We start from the raw sequence: 19,208 nt of genomic DNA on the forward strand, positions 1-19,208 counted from the left end.
CCTCGATGTCGAGTGGATCGTCGGGCTTGGGGTCGAAGAGCGCCAGAAGTCGTTCGCGACGGCACTGCTCTAGCCAGTGATGCCAGATCTCCATTTCGTCCATCAATCCTGTCGTTCCGCAAGCAGGGCACGTAAGCGTGGTTCCCGTTCGATCCTTTTGAAAGCCTGCACCCTCAGTCATCGACGACCTGAGCCCACAGCTTTTACAGGTTGATCGCACCTGCTCCAATCGGATGATTGCGCCATTGGGCGCAAGCAGGGGCAGGATCGAATGGATCCTGAAAGCGTTGGGAGGGTGCATAGCCGTGCCGCTGGAGGGCTGGACACGGGAGCAAAGGATTCTGCACCGGAGAAGAGCCGCGAGACCCTACTGTGCTCGCCCTAACGTGAACACTTCATCACAGCGGGCTGAGCGGTGGTGTGCCTTCGCAGGATCTGCGACGGCCGGTCGTATCCTTCCGGCCATGCATTCCTCCCACGGCTTCCGCAGCGCCCCGATTCCCTCTGGCTGGGTCCAGACCGGTGAGCGCTGGGCGCTCTGGTACAACGGTCGGGAAACGGCGAACGTCACGCTCGATGGCGGTCCTGGCGTCCGGCTGTGGATGGAAGGCCAAAAGATGTGGCACACCAAAGAAGCGCGCGCCGCCAACGTCCGGCAGGCGAAGCGCTGCGCCGAGCGCTGGTGCGCGGCCAGGCTGTACCCCGACATGCCGCTGCGCCAGGCGGTTGCCCGGTTGACCGACAGCACGCCGATCCAGCCGCCACCACCATTGCCAAGCCTGCCGCCAACCCGCGAGCAGCAGCAACAGGCCCGGCGCTTGGCCGAGGCCGGGGCGGTGGAACTAGCGCGAATCAAGGAGGCGCTGGAGCCGGGCCGACCGCCGAAGGAGACCAAGCCCAGGACGAGGGATCCCATGAAGGCGTGGGTCAGGGCGGGGCGGGCGCAGCTCCGGGGCGGTTACTGACCAATGGCCGGTTTCCGGCTGCTCAGCAGCAAGCCGACGCCGGTAACGAGACATGCGGCTAGGGCTGCGATGGACAGAGGGAGATGGAATTCCTCGCGGCCAGCAATGGCAAACGCAACGTGGATTGCCGCTGTGCCGGCACCGACTATCCCGCACAGGCGGGCATACGCTCGCGCGGATGGCTTGGCCAGCGCGACTTGGCGATACCCGTGCAGCAGGGCGCCCACAGCGGCCAAGTTGAAGATCAGGAACCCTTGGATGCCCCCGGGGACCCGGAACATGTCCCATTCATGCCAGAACGCGGCGTCGATCTGGTGCAGGATCAAGGCCAGCAGTGTTGCCAGATACCACCGTTCCATGGGGCTTCCCGTCCAAAGGTGCGCGAATTCTAGCAGCCGGGCTCGGTTATGCAGAGCAGGGAGGCGCAGCGGGTCAAGGAAGCGCTGGAGCCGGCCAAGCCGCCGGCGACCAAGCTCCGCCCGAGGGACGCGCGCAAGGCGTGGGTGAGGGCAGGGCTGGAGCAGAGCGGCGGGGGTCTGAAAGATCCGACTACGCTCCGCCATGGCTGGGGATACTGCGTTTTACAGCGCTTGCGGCCCCCTGGCGGCGCGTAATCTGGCACAGCTTTGGCACAGATCGCACCAAGAGCATTGACGGATATAGCCGGATCGCCCCCCTCCTAAGGGGAAGGTCGCCCGTTCGAATCGGGCCGGGGTCACCATCTTCCGCAGGCGCATGGCAGCCGCACTCCGGGGCTCTACAACAACCCCAGCCCACCCAGCACCGCCTCCACCTCCTCGCGATCCCCGCCACGCAGCCCCTGCAACGGCAACGGCAGGCAGTTCTCGCCGCACAGTCCCAGCAGGGCTGCCGCGCAGGCCATGACGCGAATCCCGCCGAACCGCTCATATAGGGACCACAGCGGCGCCAGCCGCGCAGACAGGGCAATAGCACCCTCTTCATCGCCACTACCCACGGCCCGCATGATCTGCAGCGCAACCTCGGGGAACAGTCCGGCGGTCACCGAATACCAGCCGTCACACCCCGCCAGCAGCCCTCGAACCGCCGAGGCGTCACCACTGACGCCCAGCGTCACATGTGCGGGAACGCACGCACGTAGTGCAGCAACGCGCGCGTCAGCCTCGACGGGATCATCAGCAAGGCGCGGAATCTTGATCGAAGCGATGTTGGGCAGTGCGGCGATCCGGCCATGCAGTGCATCGGTGAAGCGGAAGTGCGTGGTGCCCGGATTGTCGTAGACGCAGATCGGTGTACGCACCGCCCTACAAATGGTCTCAAACAGTGCTTGCACCTCATGGTCCTTCAGGGGCTGGTAAGACACGGGGGCGAGCAGCAGGCCTGCAGCACCTGCATCCTCGGCGTCCAGGGCCAGCTCCAGCACATCGCGGGTACGCAATGCACCGATGCCGGCGATCACCGGAACACCCCCGGCGTGCGCGAGTGCTTCGCGCAGCACGCGCTTGCGCTCGTGCTTCTCCAGATAGGCGTAGCTGCCAGTGGAGCCAAGCACGCCCATCGAATCAACATCGGAATCGGCCAGGCGCTCGATCAGTCCGGCAAACGCACGAAAGTCGATGCCGGCTTCAGAGAGCGGGGTCAGTGGAAACGCGCTGAGGCCTTTGAACATGGGATCTCCCGAAGGGGGAATGGGCTGGACGCCTGGAATTGTTTATTGTCCTATGACAAATCTCAAGTGTCGCCACGCAGCGTGTTTAATCGTCACGAATGACGCACCATGCGGGTCATGAAACCAAGCCTTTGCGCCGTCCAGCCTTCCCACTACGCCACCATTGCCGATTGGCTTGATTCCGCCGAGGCCACCCAGCGCTGGGCGGGCCCCGGCGTGCCGTTTCCCTTGCCGCAGGAACGGTTCGCGCAGGTGCTCGAACTCGGGCCGAGGCCGGGCTGGGCGCTGCTGGACGAGCAGGGCCAGTGCCTGGGCTTTGGTCAGTACTGGATGACCGACGCCGGTACCGCGCACCTGGGCCGCATCATTGTTTCCCCGCTGGCACGCGGGCGCGGCCTTGGCCGGCTGCTCATGCAGGCCTTGAGTGCACAGGCCATGCGCGAAGCCGGTGTGCAGCGCCTCACGTTGCGCGTCTATCGTGACAACGCAGCTGCCGTGGCCCTGTATCGCGACCTCGGCTTCCAGCAGGTTGATGCGTCCTCGACGCCGGAACTTCTGTTCATGCAGCGCACGTCGGCCTGAACTTCGCTCATGCTGGCAAGGTGGCCTGCAGGGCAAACCATTGCTCGCGGGTGATGCGGCTGATGTGCTCTGTGCGGTAGTCGCCGAGGAAGCTGTTGAACTTGTTCACTTCGGTATGGTGATGCTGGAAACCGCATTTGCTCTGTGCGCTGAGCGATTGCAGGTTGTCAGCGAAGTAGCCGCACCACAGTGCGTCCAGTTCCAGCTGCATGAAGGCGTGCCGCATCACTTCGCGCACCGCTTCGGGCACCAGTCCGCGGCCCCAGTACGGAACGCCGATCCAGTAGGCGATCTCACCCTCTCGATCGCTGATCTCGAAGTTGCTGTCGGTGCCGATCAGGATGCCGACACAGCCGATCGCATGGCCGTCCTCGCGGCTCTGCAGTGCGTAGACCTCTGGCCGGTTGAAGACGGTGCGGATGATTTCGGTACTTTCCTCAACGCTGGTGTGCACCGGCCAGCCGGCGATGGGGCCCACGCGCGGGTCGCGGGCGTACTCGTACAGATCGGCAGCGTCGGTGTCGCGCCAGGGGCGAAGGATCAAGCGTTCGGTGTGCAGCTGCATGTCGATTCCACGGGAACAAAGAGAGTGCACAGGCTAGGTCGCCAGGCGCGATCGGCCCAGAGCGGGACCTTGATGGTTTCGGTACTTTTCACAACGGGTGGCCGAGCCCGGGTATGCTGGGGCCCGGAATACAGCCGGATCGGCCCATGGATCGCGTACCCCAGCTCCTGGACCAGGACGAATCCATGCGCTTGGAGGTCAGTACGCTGGCCGAAGGGCAGGGCGTCCCGTTGTCGTTCGGCCACGCTTATCTGGCGGTGCTGGTATGCGTATCGGGGCGCGCACGCTTTGCACTGAACTTCCGCGAGGTAGCGGTGCAGCGGCACGATGTGCTGGTGCTGGCAGAGGACACGCTGGCGCTGCTGCGGCAGCGCTCACGCGGCTTTCTGGCGGTGGTCTGCCTGATGCCCAAGGCGCTGGCATCGGAGGTGGCCTATGTGCTTCCCAATGCACTGTTCAAGTTCCTGCACGATCAGCCCCACTGCGTGCCGTCGCCGCTGGACGTGCCGCTGCTGCAGGGCTGGCTGCAGCAGTTGATGGATGCACAGCACAATGGCGGCCGCTATCGTCACGTGATGCTGCGCAACCTGCTGCAGACGTTCTTCCTCAAATTCGCAACGCTGTTGCCGGCGCGCAGTGTGGCCGTGGCGCAGGTCAGCCGACGCGAGCGCTTGGCCTGGAATTTCTGGGAACTGGTCGGTGAGCGCAGCACGCGCCAGCGCGACGTGCAGTCCTATGCCGACGCGCTGTGCATCACCCCGTTCTATCTTTCGCAGCTGACCCGCGAGTGCTTCGACGAAACGCCAAAGGCGTTGATTGATCGCCAGGTGGTGCTGGAAATCAAGGCGCTGCTGACCTACAGCGAATTGCCGATCGGTCGTATCGCCGAGCGCCTGTGCTTCGAGGATGCATCCTACCTGTGCCGCTACTTCCGGCGGCACACCGGGCAGTCGCTGACCGGCTATCGCCGGGCAGGGCAGGGCGGTACTAGTGCGACACGAACAAGGGCGCCGGTACTTCGGCCAGCAGATCCTCGGTGACCCCGCCGAGCACACGCTCGACCACCCGGCTGCGGCTGTAGGGGCCCAGCACCAGCAGGTCGGCGTCGGCATCGAGCACGTGCTGGCGGATGGTCGCGGCAACGCCGCCCTGGCTTGAACTGATCGCCTGGATCTCTACTTCGACGCCGTGCCGCGCCAGGTGCTGGGCCATCTCGGCGCCAGGTGTGGCCTCGGCCTTGGGCGTGTCGACCATCAGCAGGTGCACCGCTTTTGCACGTGCGAGCAACGGCAGCGCATCGGCTACCGCACGGCGTGCCTGCTTGCTGGCATTCCAGGCCACCACGATGCGATGGCCGACCTGGTCGCCATGCCAATGCGGTGGCACCAGCAGCATCGGCACGCCGGTCTGGCGCAGCGTTCCCAGCGGGTGCCAGCCAGAAGGGGCGCCGGGAGTACGCGGATAGCCGGCGATGATCAGGTCGCAGTACAGCGACTGCAGGGCCAGGTCGGCGCCGCCGAGATAGTCCGAGACGATGCGCAGTTCGGTGCTGATCTGCAGCGGCTCGGACACGGCACGCAGGTTCTGCATCAGCTGCGCGGTGCAGGCGGCATCCGCACGCGCCTCATGGTCGAGCGCGGCGGCGATGCCGGCACCGCGCGCGAAGCCGTTGGCGATGTCGGTGGGATGCTGGGCGGTGGAGACCGCGACCAGATGGGCCTGCTGTGCCTGCGCCAGATGGGCGGCGATGTTGAGAACGCGGTCCCCGGTGTCGCTGGCGTCGAACAGCACAGCGATATCGCGTAGTGGATGCAGCATGGCGTTGTCTCCTTCGATGCCTGTGACGCGTTCCCTGCCGTGCACCGACCCGGGTGCACCGGACGCATCCCTGTTTTAGCGCATCGGTGATCCGAATGAATCATCTTTGATTCAGTTTATTAATTGGTGATTCATGCTAGCGTGAGGGCGAACCCACACCTCAGCGCTTTCATGCGACCTGCCGCAGCACGCACCCGCCGCGACCTGCCTCACGCGCTGGCGGCCACCCTGGTCAGCCATCCACGCTGCACCCTCAGCGAACTCGCGCGCGGGGCCGGTATCAGCCGCGCGACTCTGTACCGGTTTGCGCCCACTCGGGAGGCGATCGACGAGGCACTGTTCGCGGCCGGCTTCGAGCGCGTGGAAGCGGCGGCGGTCTGGTTCGATGAGGGCGGTGATGCGCGCCACGTGCTGGAGCAGGTCACCGCCACGCTGCTGGCGGACTGGGAGCTGGTAACGCTGCTGTTCGCGCGGATGATGGAAGAGCAGCAGCGCCAGGGTGACCTGCATCTGCTGCCGGAGCGCTGGGCGCCGATCGGCGAGCGCTTCGAGGCCTTCTTCCTGCGTGGTCAGGCGGCCGGAGAGTTCAACGTTGGTTTCACCGCAGTGTGGCTCGCGGACTTCTACTGGACCTGCTTCTACGGCATCACCTGGTCACTGGCGCGCGGTCGGCTGGCGCCGGCAGCGGCAGCCTCTACGCTGCTGGCTTCGTTCCAGCGGGGAGCGATGAAGGGTTGACCCAGGGGCCTGCTGCCGGGGCGCCGTGGCTTACGCCTGCTTCAACAACTGCACCAGCTGGCGCAGGCGGTACGGCTTGGGCAGGAATTCCACCTGTTCCGGCAGGGGCGGCAGTTGCGAGCGCGCATAACCGGACGACAGGATCATCCGTGCCTGCGGCTGCTCGCGTGCCACGTGCTCGCTCAGCTCGATGCCGGACATGCCGTTGGGCATGCTGACGTCGCTGAACACCACGTCGAAACGCGCTTCGCCCTTCAGCAGGGCGGCGGCCTCATGCGCATCGGCGGTCGTGGCCACGTCGATGCCGAGGTCGCGCAGGGCCAGGCCGATCATTTCACGCAGATCGGTCTGGTCTTCCACCATCAACACGCGGATCGGGTCATCGGTCATCGGCAGGGTCCTCCATTGCGGGGAGCAGCAGGCTGACCGTGGTGCCGACACCGGGCGTGGTGGACACGTCGACGAAGCCGCCGCTCTGGGTAGTAAATCCGAACACCTGGCTCAGGCCCAGGCCGCTGCCTTTGCCGATGTCCTTGGTGGTGAAGAACGGCTCGGTCGCCCGTTCGGCGATGTCGGCCGCCATCCCGTGGCCCTCATCGCAGACGCTGAGGGTGACATAGCCACGTTGCAGCGTGGAGTCCGCATCCGGGTCGAGGCGATGCTCCAGTGCAGTGCCGATCAGGATGCGGCCGCCTTCAAGGGTAGCATCCGCGGCATTGGCGACCAGATTGGCCAGCGCCGTCTGCAGCTGCAGCGCATCGGTGTTGATCGCAGGCAGGCCGGGCGCCAGCTGGGCATCCAGCACCACCGTGGGCGGGCAGGCGCGTTGCAGGTCCGGCAGCCACTGCCGTATCAGCGCATTGATATCCAGAGGCTCGCGAATCAGGGTCTGGCCGGTGCTGAAGGCCAGCAGCTGGCGGGTCAGCAGCGCACCGCGATCGGTCGCAGTCTGCGCCGCATCAAGCAGCTCGGCGGCGCGTGCATCGTCACCGTTCACGCGCAGGGACAGCAGGTCCAGCGCGTTGCCGATGGTGGTCAACAGATTGTTGAACTCATGCGACAGGCCGCGGCTGAGTCGGCCGACGGTCTCGAACTGTTGGGTATTGCGCAGCGCTCGTTGGGCATCACGCAGCAGGCGCTGTGCCTGCCACTGCTCGGTGATGTCGCGGGTGATCTTGACGAAGCCGAGCAGCTCACCCGCTTCAACCACCGGCTCGATGACAACACTGGCACGGAATGACGAGCCATCGCGGCGTACCCGCCAGCCCTCATTGGCAACGTGGCCATGCTGCGCTGCATGGCGGAGCAGGCGTTGCGGTTCTCCTGCCTCGCGGTCGGCGGCCAGGTAGAAGCGACCAAAGTGGGTGCCGACCACTTCATCGGCTGAATAGCCCTTGATGCGCTCCGCACCCGGGTTCCAGCTGCAGACGATGCCATCCGGATCAAGCAGGTACAGCGCATGGTCGCGCACGCTGTCGATCAGCAGTCGCAGTTGGCGGGAAGGGTCCGTCAGCACGGACGTCGTAGAAGCAGCTGCGTCCACGTGGAAATGAGCATTACCCCTGGAAGGGACGTGAAGCTAGGCAGTGCAGTGTGAAGAGTGCGTGCAGGCGCGGCACGTGCCAATGGTCCTGTGCGGCTGAATACGACACGGAGTACCATCACCCACCCTTTGTGCTCTGGAACCGACCTGCATGCGTCCTGGTGCGACTACGCGTGACCGCTGGATCTGGATGACCTCCGCCGTACTGCTGGCAGCGACCATTGCGTTGGAACTGGTGGTTCCGCTGGGCTACGCCGTCTGGCTGGCGTACTTCCTCGCTGTCGGCGTCACGCTGTTCCAGCGCAGTGCACGCGCGCCGTTCATCGTGACCGTCGTCGCCTGCATCCTGTTGATCATCGGCTACAACGTTGCCCCGGCCAGCTCCAACTCGGCGTTTTCGTTCGTCAACCGCAGCATTGGCGGGTGTGCGTTCCTGATGATCGCGCTGATCGTCTCCCGCGCCATCCAGGCGCGGCGCGACGCGATGCGCGCGCTGTGGCTGCAGGAGGCCGAGAACGCGGTGGCGATGAGCCTGCGCGGTGATCTGGGGCCGGAGCAGATCGCCGAGGCGGCGGCGACCAGCCTGGGGGCCCAGCTGCAGGCCGACGTCGCCGCCGTCTACCGCCTGGAAGGCGGGCGACTGCAGCTGACCGGCGGCCTGGCGTTGCCGTCCGGTATGCCGGCGTCGCTGGCATTGCAGGAAGGCGTGGCCGGGCAGGTGGCACGGGACGAGCGCATCCGCCACCTGCATGGGGGTGATGATGCGGTGCTTGAGCTGCAGACCAGCCTGGGGCGGTTGCCGGTGCGCGAGCGCATCCTGGCGCCGATCAGCAGCGATGGCGCGGTGGTGGGCATCATTGAACTGGGACGCACCCGCGCCGGCGAACAGGATCGACTCGATGTCGAGCTGCTGGAGCGCTGTGGCGAGACCATCGGCATGGCGCTGCGTGCATCGCTGCTGCGCGCACAGTTGGTGGTGCTGCTGGAGGAATCGCAGCGTCAGGGCGAGGAACTGCAGGCCCAGCAGGAAGAGCTGCGCGTGGCCAATGAGGAGCTGGAAGAGCAGAGCCGCAGCCTGCAGCACTCGCAGACCCATCTGGAAGAACAGCAGGCCGAGCTGGAACAGAGCAACGTCCAGCTGGAGGAGCGCACCCATGAGCTGGAAGCGCAGAAGCAGGCGCTGCTGGTCGCGCAGAGCCAGCTGGTGCGCAACAGCAACGAACTGGCCGCCACTTCGCGCTACAAGTCCGAGTTCCTGGCCAACATGTCGCATGAACTGCGCACGCCGCTGAACAGCTCGCTGATCCTGGCCAAGCTGCTGGCCGACAACAAGGACGGCACGCTCACCGAAGAACAGGTGAAGTATGCGCGCGCGATCCTGTCGTCCAACAACGATCTGCTGGCGCTGATCAACGACATCCTGGACCTGTCGCGCATCGAGGCCGGCCACGTCGAGCTGGCCGATGAAGTGGTGGTGACGGGCAGCGTACTGCAGCGCCTGCGCGAGACCTTCGAGCCGATGGCGCGGCAGAAGGGCCTGGCCCTGCAGATCGAGGCCGATGCGCTGGCCCCCAGCCAGCTGGTGGTCGACAGCCAGCGCCTGCAGCAGATCCTGAAGAACCTGCTGGCCAATGCGGTGAAGTTCACCGAGCATGGGAAGGTCAGCCTGCACGTGCGTGCGGGCGGTCAAGGACGCATCCGTTTCGAGGTCTGCGACAGCGGTATCGGCATTGCCCGCGAGCAGCTGCAGGTCATCTTCGAAGCCTTCCGCCAGGCCGATGGCAGCACCCGCCGCCGCTACGGTGGCACCGGCCTGGGCCTGTCGATCTCGCGCGATCTGGCCGAGCGCATGGGTGGCAGCATCCAGGTCGACAGTGAACCGGGTCGCGGCAGCTGTTTCATCCTGGAACTGCCGTTGCAGGGCGCGCCGGTTTCGGAGCCGCGCGAAGTGCCTGCCGCCGCCTCAATAGCGCCTGCGCCGCAGCCTGCGCCGCCGATCGCTGCGCGCACCCCTGTCGCACCGACCGTTGCATCCGTGGCGCCCATCACCGCCAGCGTGGCCGATGACCGCGGCCGTCGCCAACGCGCCGGCCGCTTGATCCTGGCCGTCGAGGACGACGCCACGTTCGCCGAAGCGCTTGTGGCCCTGGCCCATGAACTGGACTTCGACTGTGTGGTGGCCGGGACCGCCGAAGAGGCGCTGACCCTGGCCAGCGAACTGCGCCCGAACGGCATCCTGCTCGATATCGGCCTGCCGGACGTGTCCGGCCTGAGCGTGCTGGAGCGCCTGAAGCGCAACCCCGATACCCGGCATATCCCGGTGCACGTGGTCTCGGCGATGGACCGCAGCCAGGTGGCGCGCGAGCTGGGTGCGATTGGTTTCGCGATCAAGCCGACCACGCGCGAGCGGCTGGTGACGGCCATCGAACAGCTGGAACAGACCAGCCAGCGCGACGTGCGGCGCCTGCTGATCGTCGAGGACGACAGCGAGCTGCGCCACAACCTGGAACTGTTGCTGGGCCGTGATCAGCTGCAGATCGTTGCAGTGGGAACGCTGGCCGGCGCGCTGGAGCAACTCAGCACGGTCACCTTCGACTGCATGGTGATGGACCTGTCGCTGCCCGACGGCAGCGGCTACGACCTGCTCGAGCACATGGCCGGCAATGATGATGTCGGCTTCCCGCCGGTGATCGTCTATACCGGTCGCGCGCTCGGCCGCGAGGAAGAGCAGCGCCTGCGCCGCTATTCGAAGAGCATCATCATCAAGGGCGCGCGTTCGCCCGAACGCCTGCTGGATGAGGTCACCCTGTTCCTGCACAGCGTGGAAGCCAGCCTGCCCACCGACCAGCAGCGCCTGCTGCGCGAGGCCCGCCGTCGCGACACCGTGCTCGATGGCCGTACTGTTTTGCTGGCCGAGGATGACGTACGCAACATCTTCGCGCTGTCCAGCGTGCTTGAGCCGCTGGGCGTGACGCTGGAGATCGCGCGCAACGGCCAGGAAGCGGTGGATCGCCTGGCCGAGCGCGAGGTCGACCTTGTGCTGATGGACATCATGATGCCGGAGAAGGACGGCCTGGCCGCGATGCGCGAGATCCGCGCGCAACGTCACCTGCAGGACCTGCCGATCATCGCGCTGACCGCCAAGGCCATGCCCGATGACCGCGAGCGTTGCCTGCAGGCCGGTGCCAACGACTACATCGCCAAGCCCATCGACGTCGACAAGCTGGTCTCGCTGTGCCGGGTCTGGTGCTCGCGGCAATGAACGAACAGGCGTTGTTCGACCTGGAACTGAAGGTCCTGCTGGAGGCGCTGTACCAGCGTTACCACTACGATTTCCGCAGCTATGCGGTGTCGTCGCTGCGCCGGCGCATGCGCCAGGCGATGCAGCGCTATGAGTGCGAGCGGCTGGTCGACCTGCAGTACCGGCTGCTGCACGAGCCGGACCTGTTCGCCCAGGCCATGCAGTTCTTCACCGTGCAGGTCTCGGAGATGTTCCGTGACCCTGCGTATTTCCGTGAGCTGCGCGAGCAGGTGGTGCCAGTGCTGCGTACCTATCCCTCGGTGAAGCTGTGGGTGGCCGGCTGCAGCACGGGCGAGGAAGTGTGGTCGCTGGCGATCCTGCTGCATGAGGAAGGCCTGCTCGAGCGCAGCATCGTCTATGCCACCGACATCAATCCGGCCGCGCTGGCCACCGCCGAGGCGGGCGCCTATGGTATCGACCGGATGGCCCAGTTCAGCCGCAACTATCTGGCGGCCGGTGGCACGGCGTCGTTGTCCGACTACTACGCCACGGCCTACGACGGCGCGGTGTTCGACCGCCAGCTGCGCCGCAACGTGGTGTTCGCCGACCACAGCCTGGCCACCGATACCGTGTTCTCCGAAGTGCACCTGGTGTCGTGCCGCAACGTGCTGATCTATTTCAACCGCGACCTGCAGGACCGCGCTGTCGGCCTGTTCCGCGAAGCGCTGGTGCACCGGGGCTTCCTCGGTCTTGGCAGCAAGGAATCGCTGCAGTTCGGGTGCCACCATGACGCCTTCGAGGTCTGTTCGCGCGAGCACCGCCTGTACCGGAAGGTGGCCTGATGGCGCCGCCGGCGCGTCCTGCCGTGCTGGTGATCGGCGCGTCTGCCGGTGGCGTGGCGGCCCTGCAGGCCGTACTCGGTGCGCTGCCGGCGACGCTGCAGGTGCCGGTACTGGCCGTGCTGCACCTGCCGCGTGACCGCACCAGCCGCATCGCCGAGGTGCTGGCGCCGTACTGCGCGCTGCCGGTGCGCGAAGCCGAAGACAAGCAGCCGTTGCAGCTGGGCACGGTGACATTCGCGCCGCCGGATTACCACCTGCTGGTGGAGGACGAGGGGGCGGTGGCGTTGTCGGTGGATGCGCCGGTGCTGTTCTCCCGTCCGGCCATCGATCCGCTGTTCGACTCCGCTGCTGCGGTGTTCGGCAGGCGGGTATTGGCCCTGCTGCTGACCGGTGCCAGCAGTGATGGAAGCGAGGGCGTTGCCGCCGTGCGCCGTGCCGGTGGCCGTGCCTGGCTGCAATGTCCCGAGGAAGCCGAAGCGTCGATGATGCCGGCCTCCGCCCTGCAGTACGCCGGCGCCGATGCCGTGCTGCCCCTTGAACTGATGTGTCGTCGCCTGAAGGAGTTGTTTGCATGAACCTGCTGCCACCGGACCCTGCGCAGTCGCAGTCCCCGGTCAACCTGCTGATCGTCGATGACGTGCCGCAGAACCTGGTGGCCATGCAGGCGCTGCTGCAGCGCGAGGGCGTGAATCTGCTGCTGGCCGGTTCCGGCGCGCAGGCGCTGGAGCTGCTGCTCGAGCACGAGGTGGCACTGGCCCTGCTGGACGTGCACATGCCGGAGATCGATGGCTTCACCCTGGCCGAACTGATGCGCGGTTCGCATCGCAGCCGCGACGTGCCGATCATCTTCCTGACCGCCTCCCCGGATGATCCCCTGCGCGTGTTCAAGGGCTACGAGAGCGGTGCGGTCGATTTCCTGCACAAGCCGGTGGCGCCGCAGGTGATCCTGAGCAAGGTCAACGTCTTCATCGAGCTTTACCAGCAGCGGCAGCTGCTGAAGGCGCGCAACGAGGCGCTGGAACGCGCGCTCAAGCTCAACGAAACAATGGCGGCGGTGCTGACCCACGACCTGCGCACGCCGCTGTCGGCGATCCTGCTGTGCAGTGACAAGCTGGCGCTGGAGATCCCGCAGGACAATGCGGGTGCGCAGCAGACCCTGCAGTACCTGGAGGCCAGCACCCTGCGCATGGCACGCATGGTCGAACAGCTGCTGGACTTCTCGCGGATCCGCAGCGGTGGCCTGCGGCTGCAGGCCAGTGCCTGCGATCTGGCCGACGTGACCCGCGCGGTGGTGGCCGAAGCCGGCAGCGCGCATGGCGCGGACCGGATCCATCTGGACATGCACGGCGATACGCGGCTGCAGGGCGATCTGGACCGTCTCGGCCAGGTTGCCGCCAATCTGGTCGGCAACGCGCTCACCCACGGCAGCGAGGCGAGGGTGGAGGTGGACGGGCGCGATCCGCGCAGCGTGCTGCTGCGGGTCAGCAATGCCGGCCGGATCGACGACGCGCTGCTGCCGCGGCTGTTCGAACCGTTCAAGGCCAGCTTCCACCAGAGCAAGGGCCTGGGGCTGGGCCTGTATATCGTCGATCAGTTCGTGCGCGCGCACGGAGGGCGCATCGCAGCGCGCAACGAGGCCGGGCAGGTGGTGTTCGAAGCCCTGCTGCCGAGACGCGCAGAAGGGCTGCCTGCAGCGGCAAACTGAATTCTTCAGGAAACATCCGCGGGCACTGAGACGAACTCGTCCGCAACTGCTACCGTGGGTGTACATCTTGTCAAGGAAGCACCATGCCACTGCGTGCCATCGCCTACGTCAGCCAGGCGTTGCCGGATCTTTCCGCTGAACGGTTGCAGGCGCTGGTCGACGATGCCGCCCGCTTCAACAAGATGGCGGGCGTGACCGGTGTGCTGCTGCATGACGGCGGGCGATTCCTGCAGTACATCGAGGGGCCGCCGGACGGTATCGATTCGGTGTACGAGCGCATCCTGCAGGCCGGCAGCCATGTCGACATCATCGAGCTGGCGCGCGGCCGCCTGGGCCAGCGTCAGTTTCCGTACTGGTCGATGCGCGCGTTGCCGGTGGATGCGGCGCTGCTGCGCCAGCTGTCGGCCAGCGACTGGTCGGGTTTCAGCCGGGCGCTGGAAGGTGATCGTTCGGAGCCGACCCCGGTGGATCTGCTCGACAACGTCGTGCAGCCTGCCCTGCACGCCGGCTGAGTGTCAACGCGAAGTGCCGCCGCAGTAGGCGGCATGCAGCGCCTGCAGCACGCCCAGTGCGGGCCCTTCAATCACGCGGTAGTGGATGGCCTGCGCTTCGCGACGCGTCGCGACGATATCCAGTTCGCGCAGCACCGCCAGATGCTGTGACAGCGCCGATGCGCTGAGGCCGGTCAATGCCTGCAGTTCCGGTACTGGTGCCTCACCTTCGACCAGGCGGCACAGTACGCGCAGCCGCGCAGGATGGGCCAGGCTCTTAAGCAGCGTTGCAGCCTCTGCGGCGTGTTCGGCCATGGCGGCGCTGTCGAGCGGGGTGCGGGCCATGGTTGACCTTTTTGTTTAGAAGTGTCTAATTTAGATAAATCTAAATCAAAGGGCAATCCCATGAGCGGCGTGAAAGAGGGCAGGGCATGAACCTGCCATGGACTGCGGTGGCTGGCGGAGCGCTGATCGGCGCCGCCGCGGTGTTGCTGCTCGCCACTGTCGGGCGCGTGGCGGGTATCAGCGGGATCGCTGCGGGCAGCCTGCGCGCAGCGGAAGGCGAGCGTGGCTGGCGCTGGGCATTCCTGCTGGGGCTGCTCGCAGCAGCGGGGCGGGTGCTGTGGTGGCAGTCGCTGCCCGAGGCCTCGCCACGTGTGCTGCTGCGCGATGCCTTGCCTGCCTGGCAGTTGATCGGCGCTGGCCTGCTGGTGGGCTTCGGCACGCGCCTGGGGAGTGGTTGTACCAGTGGTCATGGCGTCTGTGGCATGGCCCGCGGCTCGAAGCGCTCGCTGCTGGCAGTGCTGGTGTTCATGGCCTGCGCGATGCTGACCACGTTCCTGGTCCGTCACGGCGGAGGCCTGGCATGAGTCGCGCGGTCGTGGCCGCCGCTACGGCGGGTGCGCTGTTCGGCGCGGGACTGGCGCTTTCGGGGATGACCGACGCGCGTCGCGTACTCGGCTTCCTCGATGTGGCCGGTGATTTTGATCCAACGTTGATGTGGGTGCTGGGCTCGGCACTGCTGGTCAGTGCCGTCGGGCAGCGCTGGGTACTGCGACGCGCGCAGCCGTGGTTCGCGCTGCGCTTCCAGCTACCCAGTGCACGTGATGTTGATGCTCGCCTGCTGCTGGGCGCTGCACTGTTCGGTATCGGCTGGGGATGGGCTGGTTACTGCCCCGGACCGGCCATCGCCGGGCTGGCTGTCGCATCGCGTGAAGCGCTGTGGTTCGTGCCTGCCATGGTGGTGGGCTTCTGGCTGCACGATCGCTTCGTGCGCTGAGGCTTCACCCCTGTGTCACCATGGATCGGGTCAGATCGACGGACCACGGGGAAAGGAGCGTAACGACATGGCACGGATGAAGTGGAAGGGAAAGGCAATGCTGGCCATGGCGCTGGCATCTGCGATCACGCCGGCACTGGCCTGCACGCGTGCGGTGTATCGGGGCGACAACGGCGATGTGATCACTGCGCGCTCGATGGACTGGAAGGTCGATGTAGCGACCAACCTCTACGTGTTGCCGCGTGGCATCGCACGCACCGGCCTGGCCGGTCCGAAATCGCTGGCCTGGACTGCGCGCTACGGCAGCGTGGTGGCCACCGGCTACGACGTGTCGACCACCGATGGCATGAACGAGAAGGGGCTGGTGGCCAACCTGCTGTGGCTGGTGGAATCGGAGTATCCGCAGCAGCGTGGCAACAAGCCGGGACTGGCGATCTCGCTGTGGGCGCAGTATGTGCTGGACAATTTCGCCACCGTGGACGAGGCGGTCGCGGCGCTCAAGCGTGAGCCGTACTCGATCGTCACCGACAAGGTGCCGGGCGAAGACCGCCAGGCGACGCTGCACCTGTCGCTGTCCGATGCCACCGGCGACAGCGCCATCGTCGAGTACATCGGCGGTCGCCAGGTGATTCACCATGACCGCCGCTATCAGGTGATGACCAACTCGCCGATCTTCGAGCAGCAGCTGGCCCTCAACAGCTACTGGCAGCAGATCGGCGGCACGGTGATGCTGCCGGGCACCAACCGCTCCGCCGATCGTTTCGCGCGCGCCTCGTTCTACATCAACGCCATTCCCAAGGCCGAAGATCCGGTGGAGGCGCTGGCCAGTGTGTTCAGCGTGATCCGCAATGCGTCGGTGCCGTATGGCATCACCACGCCGGGTGAGCCGAACATCTCATCCACGCGCTGGCGCACGGTGGCCGATCACAAGCGGCGGCTGTACTTCTTCGAGTCGGCGTTGACCCCGAACACCTTCTGGGTCGATCTGAACAAGGTCGATTTCGGCGGCCAGGTGCTCAAGCTCGATCTTGGCAAGGACCAGCGCAACACCTTTGCCGGCGATGCACTGGGCCAGTTCGTGCCCAGCGCACCGTTCACCTTCCTTGGCGTCGACGGTTAGTTCGACGCCTGGCTGGAGGCCGGGTAGACCGCCTGGATCGTGCAGCTGCCGCGGGTGTACTGCGGCAGTGGGGCGATGCTTTCACCGCGCAGATCGTCTGTCTCGAACTCGGCAGTCATGATCCGATCGCCGGGATTGCCACAGATCAGGCCGTTCTGCAGGCCCGAGTGGAAGCTCAGCTGCGGCGCACGGTCGAGCTGGCGGCAGTGGCTGCCGAGTTCGACCCGGTAGTAGCGGTGGCCGCCATTGCGGCGCGGATTGGTCTCCACCAGCATGCCCTGCGGGTCGGATGACCAGGCACGCACGTTGCGGGTGGCAAAGCAGTACGACGGTGAGCCGCCGAAGCTGCGGCGGATTTCCTTGCGCTCGCGGATGGTCACGGCGGGCAGGGTGGCCGTGCGCAGGCGGTCGCTGTCGCGGGCGACGCTGGCGTAGTCGCGATCCTGCAGCGGGGTGACCGCACTGACGGCGCAGCGGCGGCCGTCGACCACGACGCGTTCGCTGGGGCGACCACAGGCCCAGCCGGCAGGTGCTTCCAGCTTCAGCGAGGTAGCACCGCGGACGCCGGGGCAATCCTCGCTGAAGTCGATGCGATAGGCCTGTCCGGAGGCGGCGCGCAGTGCGATCGAGCGCGGTGATGCCTGCTCCACTTCCTGCACGCCGACCGCGTCCATGCAGTGCGGGGCCGGGGGCGTACGCTCCTGTGCTGAGACCGAAGCTGCGAGCGCCAGGCCGAGGCTGGTGGCGAGCATCAGTGACACCTGCCGATGGGTCATGTCCTGCACTCCCTGCGTTGGATGACGGCTCGACTATAGCAGCGGTTTGCACGGCCGTTGCTACACGCGCACACTGCGCGGATGGGCGCCATCTTCCATCTGCGGCACTACGGCCAGGCCACCGGCCTGGACCGCCATGACTACGCGCAATGGGTGCTGCCGCTGCAGGGCGAACTGCACTTCGAGATGGAAGGCCGCGGTGGCCGCCTCGACCTGCTGCAGGGGGTTTTCGTTGCGGCCGGCGAAGCGCATGACCAGATGGCCGATGGCCCGAACGGTTTCGTGATCGTCGATTGTCCTCCCGGCGTGCTTGATGACGGCACGCAGGAGCATCTGTGCCGGCAGCGCTGGCTGCACCTGCCGCATGCGCTGCGACAACGCCTGGCGGGCGTGCAGGACGGGCAGCCGATGCCGGCCCTGCTGCCGCAGCTGCTGCAGGTATTTGCACCGGCCGGCAGTGGCGCGCGCATGCAGGGACTGTGTGCGGCAGTGCAGGCCGATCCGGGCCAGGCGTGGCCGGTGGCGCGCATGGCCGCGTCTGTCGGGGTCAGCGAGAGCCGGTTGCACGCGCTGTTCCAGCGTGAGTTCGGGCTCAGCCCGCAGGCCTGGCTCAGTGCAAGCCGGTTGCGCTGGGCCAAGCACCAGCTGCGCACCAGCACGGCGCCGATCAGTGATATCGCGCTGGCCGCAGGCTATTCCGAGCAGAGCGCACTGACCCGCGCGCTGCGCCGTGAGTGTGGGCAGACCCCCGCCGCGTGGCGCAGGAACGCCGGACTGTAGCGTCGAGCCATGCTCGACTGCTTCTGCACCGACCACCTGGCGAACGGCAGTCGAGCATGGCTCGACGCTACAAAGGCGGGAGGGCAGTAGCCTCGGTCAAGAGCGCCCAGCGGCCAGCGCTTACACTGCGCGGCCTGTTCTCTCCCCCCGAAGAACCCGAATGCGCAACAACCCGATGGCCCTGGGCATCGCCAATGGCGTTGCCGCTGGCGCGCTGTGGGGCGTGGTCTTCCTCGCGCCCGCCGTGCTGCAGTCGTTCAATGCCCTGCAACTGTCGGCCGGCCGCTATCTGGTCTACGGTCTGATCGCTGTAGCCCTGCTGCTGCCGCGCTGGAAGCGGCTGGCACCACGGCTGGGCCGCGCCGAGTGGATCGGCCTGTTGTGGCTGAGCCTGGCCGGGAACCTGGTGTACTTCCTGCTGCTGGCGACGGCGGTGCAGTGGGCCGGCGGTGCGGCGGCGTCCTTGATTGTCGGCCTGATTCCGGTGGTGGTGACCCTGGTCGGTGTGCGCGAGCAGGGCGCGGTGCCGCTCAAGCAGCTGCTGCCGGCACTGGGCCTGTGCGTGCTGGGCGTGGCACTGGTTGGCTGGGAAGCACTGATGTCTGAGCACCTCGCGACACCGTGGCGGCAGCGCCTGATCGGCCTGCTGTGCGCGTTCGGCGCGCTGTTCTCGTGGGCGTTGTACTCGATCGGCAACAGCCGCTGGCTGGCGCGCCGACCGGATCTGTCCAGCCACGACTGGTCGCTGCTGACCGGTGTCACCACCGGCGGCCTGGCTCTACTGCTGGTGCCGATGGCCTTCATCGGCCACACCGGCGGGCACACGGCGGCGCAGTGGAGTGGTTTCTGGGCGATCAGCGCGGGTGTGGCGGTGGTCGCCTCGATCCTTGGCAATGCGTTCTGGAACCGTGCCAGCCGCCTGCTGCCGCTGACCCTGACCGGCCAGATGATCGTGTTCGAGACCCTGTTCGCGTTGCTCTACGCATTCGCCTGGCAGCAGCGCTGGCCCTCGCTGCTCGAAGCGCTGGCGATCGTGTTCCTGGTGGCCGGCGTGATGCTGTGCGCGCATGCGCATCGCACGCCCCGCGCGATCGCCGAACATGCCGGCTGAATGC

22 protein-coding genes and 1 tRNA gene are annotated in these 19,208 nt (G+C 66.5%); 15 read left to right on the top strand and 8 right to left on the bottom strand.

Annotation, left to right across the window (positions count from 1 at the left end; all coding sequences use genetic code 11):
- Nucleotides 1–464 precede the first annotated feature (464 nt).
- Nucleotides 465–965 (top strand): hypothetical protein, encoded by a 501-nt coding sequence (locus ACZK4Z_RS09435; RefSeq protein ID WP_478451461.1) that lies wholly within the window; start codon nt 465–467, stop codon nt 963–965.
- Here the strand turns inward: ACZK4Z_RS09435 and ACZK4Z_RS09440 are convergent.
- Complete coding sequence (locus ACZK4Z_RS09440; RefSeq protein WP_478451462.1) at nt 959–1,324, bottom strand: DUF6713 family protein; 366 nt, start codon at nt 1,322–1,324, stop codon at nt 959–961. The two genes, ACZK4Z_RS09435 and ACZK4Z_RS09440, sit on opposite strands and share 7 nt — an antisense overlap.
- A 293-nt stretch (nt 1,325–1,617) precedes the next feature.
- On the opposite strand from ACZK4Z_RS09440, the gene ACZK4Z_RS09445 reads away from it, so the two are divergent.
- Nucleotides 1,618–1,686: transfer RNA gene (locus tag ACZK4Z_RS09445), tRNA-Arg, on the top strand.
- 36 nt (nt 1,687–1,722) lie between these two features.
- Here the strand turns inward: ACZK4Z_RS09445 and ACZK4Z_RS09450 are convergent.
- A complete protein-coding gene (locus ACZK4Z_RS09450; RefSeq protein WP_478451463.1) occupies nt 1,723–2,613 on the bottom strand; it encodes a dihydrodipicolinate synthase family protein in 891 nt (296 codons plus the stop codon).
- A gap of 108 nt (nt 2,614–2,721) precedes the next feature.
- Between ACZK4Z_RS09450 and ACZK4Z_RS09455 the strand changes: the two genes are divergently transcribed.
- Entirely contained in the window at nt 2,722–3,195 is a 474-nt protein-coding gene (locus ACZK4Z_RS09455; protein WP_262220526.1) for a GNAT family N-acetyltransferase, read from the top strand.
- Between the two features lie 7 nt (nt 3,196–3,202).
- On the opposite strand, the gene ACZK4Z_RS09460 is transcribed toward ACZK4Z_RS09455, so the two are convergent.
- Nucleotides 3,203–3,760 carry a GNAT family N-acetyltransferase gene (locus ACZK4Z_RS09460; RefSeq protein ID WP_132809997.1) on the bottom strand — a complete coding sequence of 186 codons (558 nt, stop codon included), beginning with the start codon at nt 3,758–3,760 and terminating at the stop codon, nt 3,203–3,205.
- Between the two features lie 146 nt (nt 3,761–3,906).
- On the opposite strand from ACZK4Z_RS09460, the gene ACZK4Z_RS09465 reads away from it, so the two are divergent.
- Nucleotides 3,907–4,800, top strand: a complete 894-nt coding sequence (locus ACZK4Z_RS09465) for a helix-turn-helix domain-containing protein (RefSeq protein ID WP_049421337.1) — start codon at nt 3,907–3,909, stop codon at nt 4,798–4,800.
- Here ACZK4Z_RS09465 and ACZK4Z_RS09470 read toward each other — a convergent pair.
- Nucleotides 4,748–5,578 (bottom strand): universal stress protein, encoded by an 831-nt coding sequence (locus tag ACZK4Z_RS09470; RefSeq protein ID WP_032127431.1) that lies wholly within the window; start codon nt 5,576–5,578, stop codon nt 4,748–4,750. The two genes, ACZK4Z_RS09465 and ACZK4Z_RS09470, sit on opposite strands and share 53 nt — an antisense overlap.
- 171 nt (nt 5,579–5,749) lie before the next feature.
- Here ACZK4Z_RS09470 and ACZK4Z_RS09475 point away from each other — a divergent pair, with 171 nt between their 5' ends.
- Complete coding sequence (locus ACZK4Z_RS09475; RefSeq protein WP_107431768.1) at nt 5,750–6,316, top strand: TetR/AcrR family transcriptional regulator; 567 nt, start codon at nt 5,750–5,752, stop codon at nt 6,314–6,316.
- A gap of 30 nt (nt 6,317–6,346) precedes the next feature.
- Here ACZK4Z_RS09475 and ACZK4Z_RS09480 read toward each other — a convergent pair whose 3' ends face one another.
- Both ACZK4Z_RS09480 and ACZK4Z_RS09485 read right to left on the bottom strand, forming a co-directional pair.
- Nucleotides 6,347–6,706, bottom strand: coding sequence for a response regulator (locus ACZK4Z_RS09480; RefSeq protein WP_010482617.1), 360 nt, complete (start codon nt 6,704–6,706; stop codon nt 6,347–6,349).
- Entirely contained in the window at nt 6,696–7,859 is a 1,164-nt protein-coding gene (locus ACZK4Z_RS09485) for a two-component system sensor histidine kinase NtrB (RefSeq protein WP_478451465.1), read from the bottom strand. The genes ACZK4Z_RS09480 and ACZK4Z_RS09485 overlap by 11 nt, the downstream gene beginning before the upstream one ends.
- Nucleotides 7,860–8,010: 151 nt before the next feature.
- Between ACZK4Z_RS09485 and ACZK4Z_RS09490 the strand changes: the two genes are divergently transcribed.
- The 5 genes from ACZK4Z_RS09490 (at nt 8,011) to ACZK4Z_RS09510 (ending at nt 14,159) form a co-directional block, all read left to right on the top strand.
- Entirely contained in the window at nt 8,011–11,121 is a 3,111-nt protein-coding gene (locus tag ACZK4Z_RS09490) for a response regulator (RefSeq protein ID WP_478451466.1), read from the top strand.
- Nucleotides 11,118–11,942, top strand: a complete 825-nt coding sequence (locus tag ACZK4Z_RS09495) for a CheR family methyltransferase (RefSeq protein ID WP_005409408.1) — start codon at nt 11,118–11,120, stop codon at nt 11,940–11,942. The genes ACZK4Z_RS09490 and ACZK4Z_RS09495 overlap by 4 nt, the downstream gene beginning before the upstream one ends.
- A complete protein-coding gene (locus ACZK4Z_RS09500) occupies nt 11,942–12,517 on the top strand; it encodes a chemotaxis protein CheB (RefSeq protein ID WP_293794822.1) in 576 nt (191 codons plus the stop codon). Before ACZK4Z_RS09495 ends, ACZK4Z_RS09500 begins: the two co-directional genes overlap by 1 nt.
- Nucleotides 12,514–13,647, top strand: a complete 1,134-nt coding sequence (locus tag ACZK4Z_RS09505; RefSeq protein ID WP_049421342.1) for a hybrid sensor histidine kinase/response regulator — start codon at nt 12,514–12,516, stop codon at nt 13,645–13,647. Before ACZK4Z_RS09500 ends, ACZK4Z_RS09505 begins: the two co-directional genes overlap by 4 nt.
- A gap of 83 nt (nt 13,648–13,730) precedes the next feature.
- Nucleotides 13,731–14,159 (top strand): BLUF domain-containing protein, encoded by a 429-nt coding sequence (locus tag ACZK4Z_RS09510; protein WP_478451467.1) that lies wholly within the window; start codon nt 13,731–13,733, stop codon nt 14,157–14,159.
- Between the two features lie 3 nt (nt 14,160–14,162).
- On the opposite strand, the gene ACZK4Z_RS09515 is transcribed toward ACZK4Z_RS09510, so the two are convergent.
- Nucleotides 14,163–14,483 (bottom strand): ArsR/SmtB family transcription factor, encoded by a 321-nt coding sequence (locus ACZK4Z_RS09515; protein WP_071228893.1) that lies wholly within the window; start codon nt 14,481–14,483, stop codon nt 14,163–14,165.
- 86 nt (nt 14,484–14,569) lie between these two features.
- Here ACZK4Z_RS09515 and ACZK4Z_RS09520 point away from each other — a divergent pair, with 86 nt between their 5' ends.
- The 3 genes from ACZK4Z_RS09520 (at nt 14,570) to ACZK4Z_RS09530 (ending at nt 16,537) form a co-directional block, all read left to right on the top strand.
- On the top strand, nt 14,570–15,007 hold the full coding sequence (locus ACZK4Z_RS09520) for a YeeE/YedE family protein (RefSeq protein ID WP_478451468.1): 438 nt from the start codon (nt 14,570–14,572) through the stop codon (nt 15,005–15,007).
- Nucleotides 15,004–15,417 (top strand): DUF6691 family protein, encoded by a 414-nt coding sequence (locus tag ACZK4Z_RS09525; protein WP_478451470.1) that lies wholly within the window; start codon nt 15,004–15,006, stop codon nt 15,415–15,417. Before ACZK4Z_RS09520 ends, ACZK4Z_RS09525 begins: the two co-directional genes overlap by 4 nt.
- 67 nt (nt 15,418–15,484) lie before the next feature.
- The gene (locus tag ACZK4Z_RS09530) at nt 15,485–16,537 is read left to right on the top strand and encodes a linear amide C-N hydrolase (protein ID WP_032127421.1); all 1,053 of its coding nucleotides are present in this window, start codon (nt 15,485–15,487) and stop codon (nt 16,535–16,537) included.
- Here the strand turns inward: ACZK4Z_RS09530 and ACZK4Z_RS09535 are convergent.
- Complete coding sequence (locus ACZK4Z_RS09535; RefSeq protein ID WP_478451471.1) at nt 16,534–17,313, bottom strand: DUF6491 family protein; 780 nt, start codon at nt 17,311–17,313, stop codon at nt 16,534–16,536. The genes ACZK4Z_RS09530 and ACZK4Z_RS09535 overlap by 4 nt on opposite strands.
- A gap of 81 nt (nt 17,314–17,394) precedes the next feature.
- Here ACZK4Z_RS09535 and ACZK4Z_RS09540 point away from each other — a divergent pair, with 81 nt between their 5' ends.
- Complete coding sequence (locus ACZK4Z_RS09540; protein WP_049462025.1) at nt 17,395–18,093, top strand: helix-turn-helix domain-containing protein; 699 nt, start codon at nt 17,395–17,397, stop codon at nt 18,091–18,093.
- A 160-nt stretch (nt 18,094–18,253) separates the two neighbouring features.
- Nucleotides 18,254–19,204 (top strand): DMT family transporter, encoded by a 951-nt coding sequence (locus tag ACZK4Z_RS09545; RefSeq protein WP_049462024.1) that lies wholly within the window; start codon nt 18,254–18,256, stop codon nt 19,202–19,204.
- Nucleotides 19,205–19,208: the final 4 nt, after the last annotated feature.

Source organism: Stenotrophomonas sp. 71799_Sma (assembly GCF_056482505.1).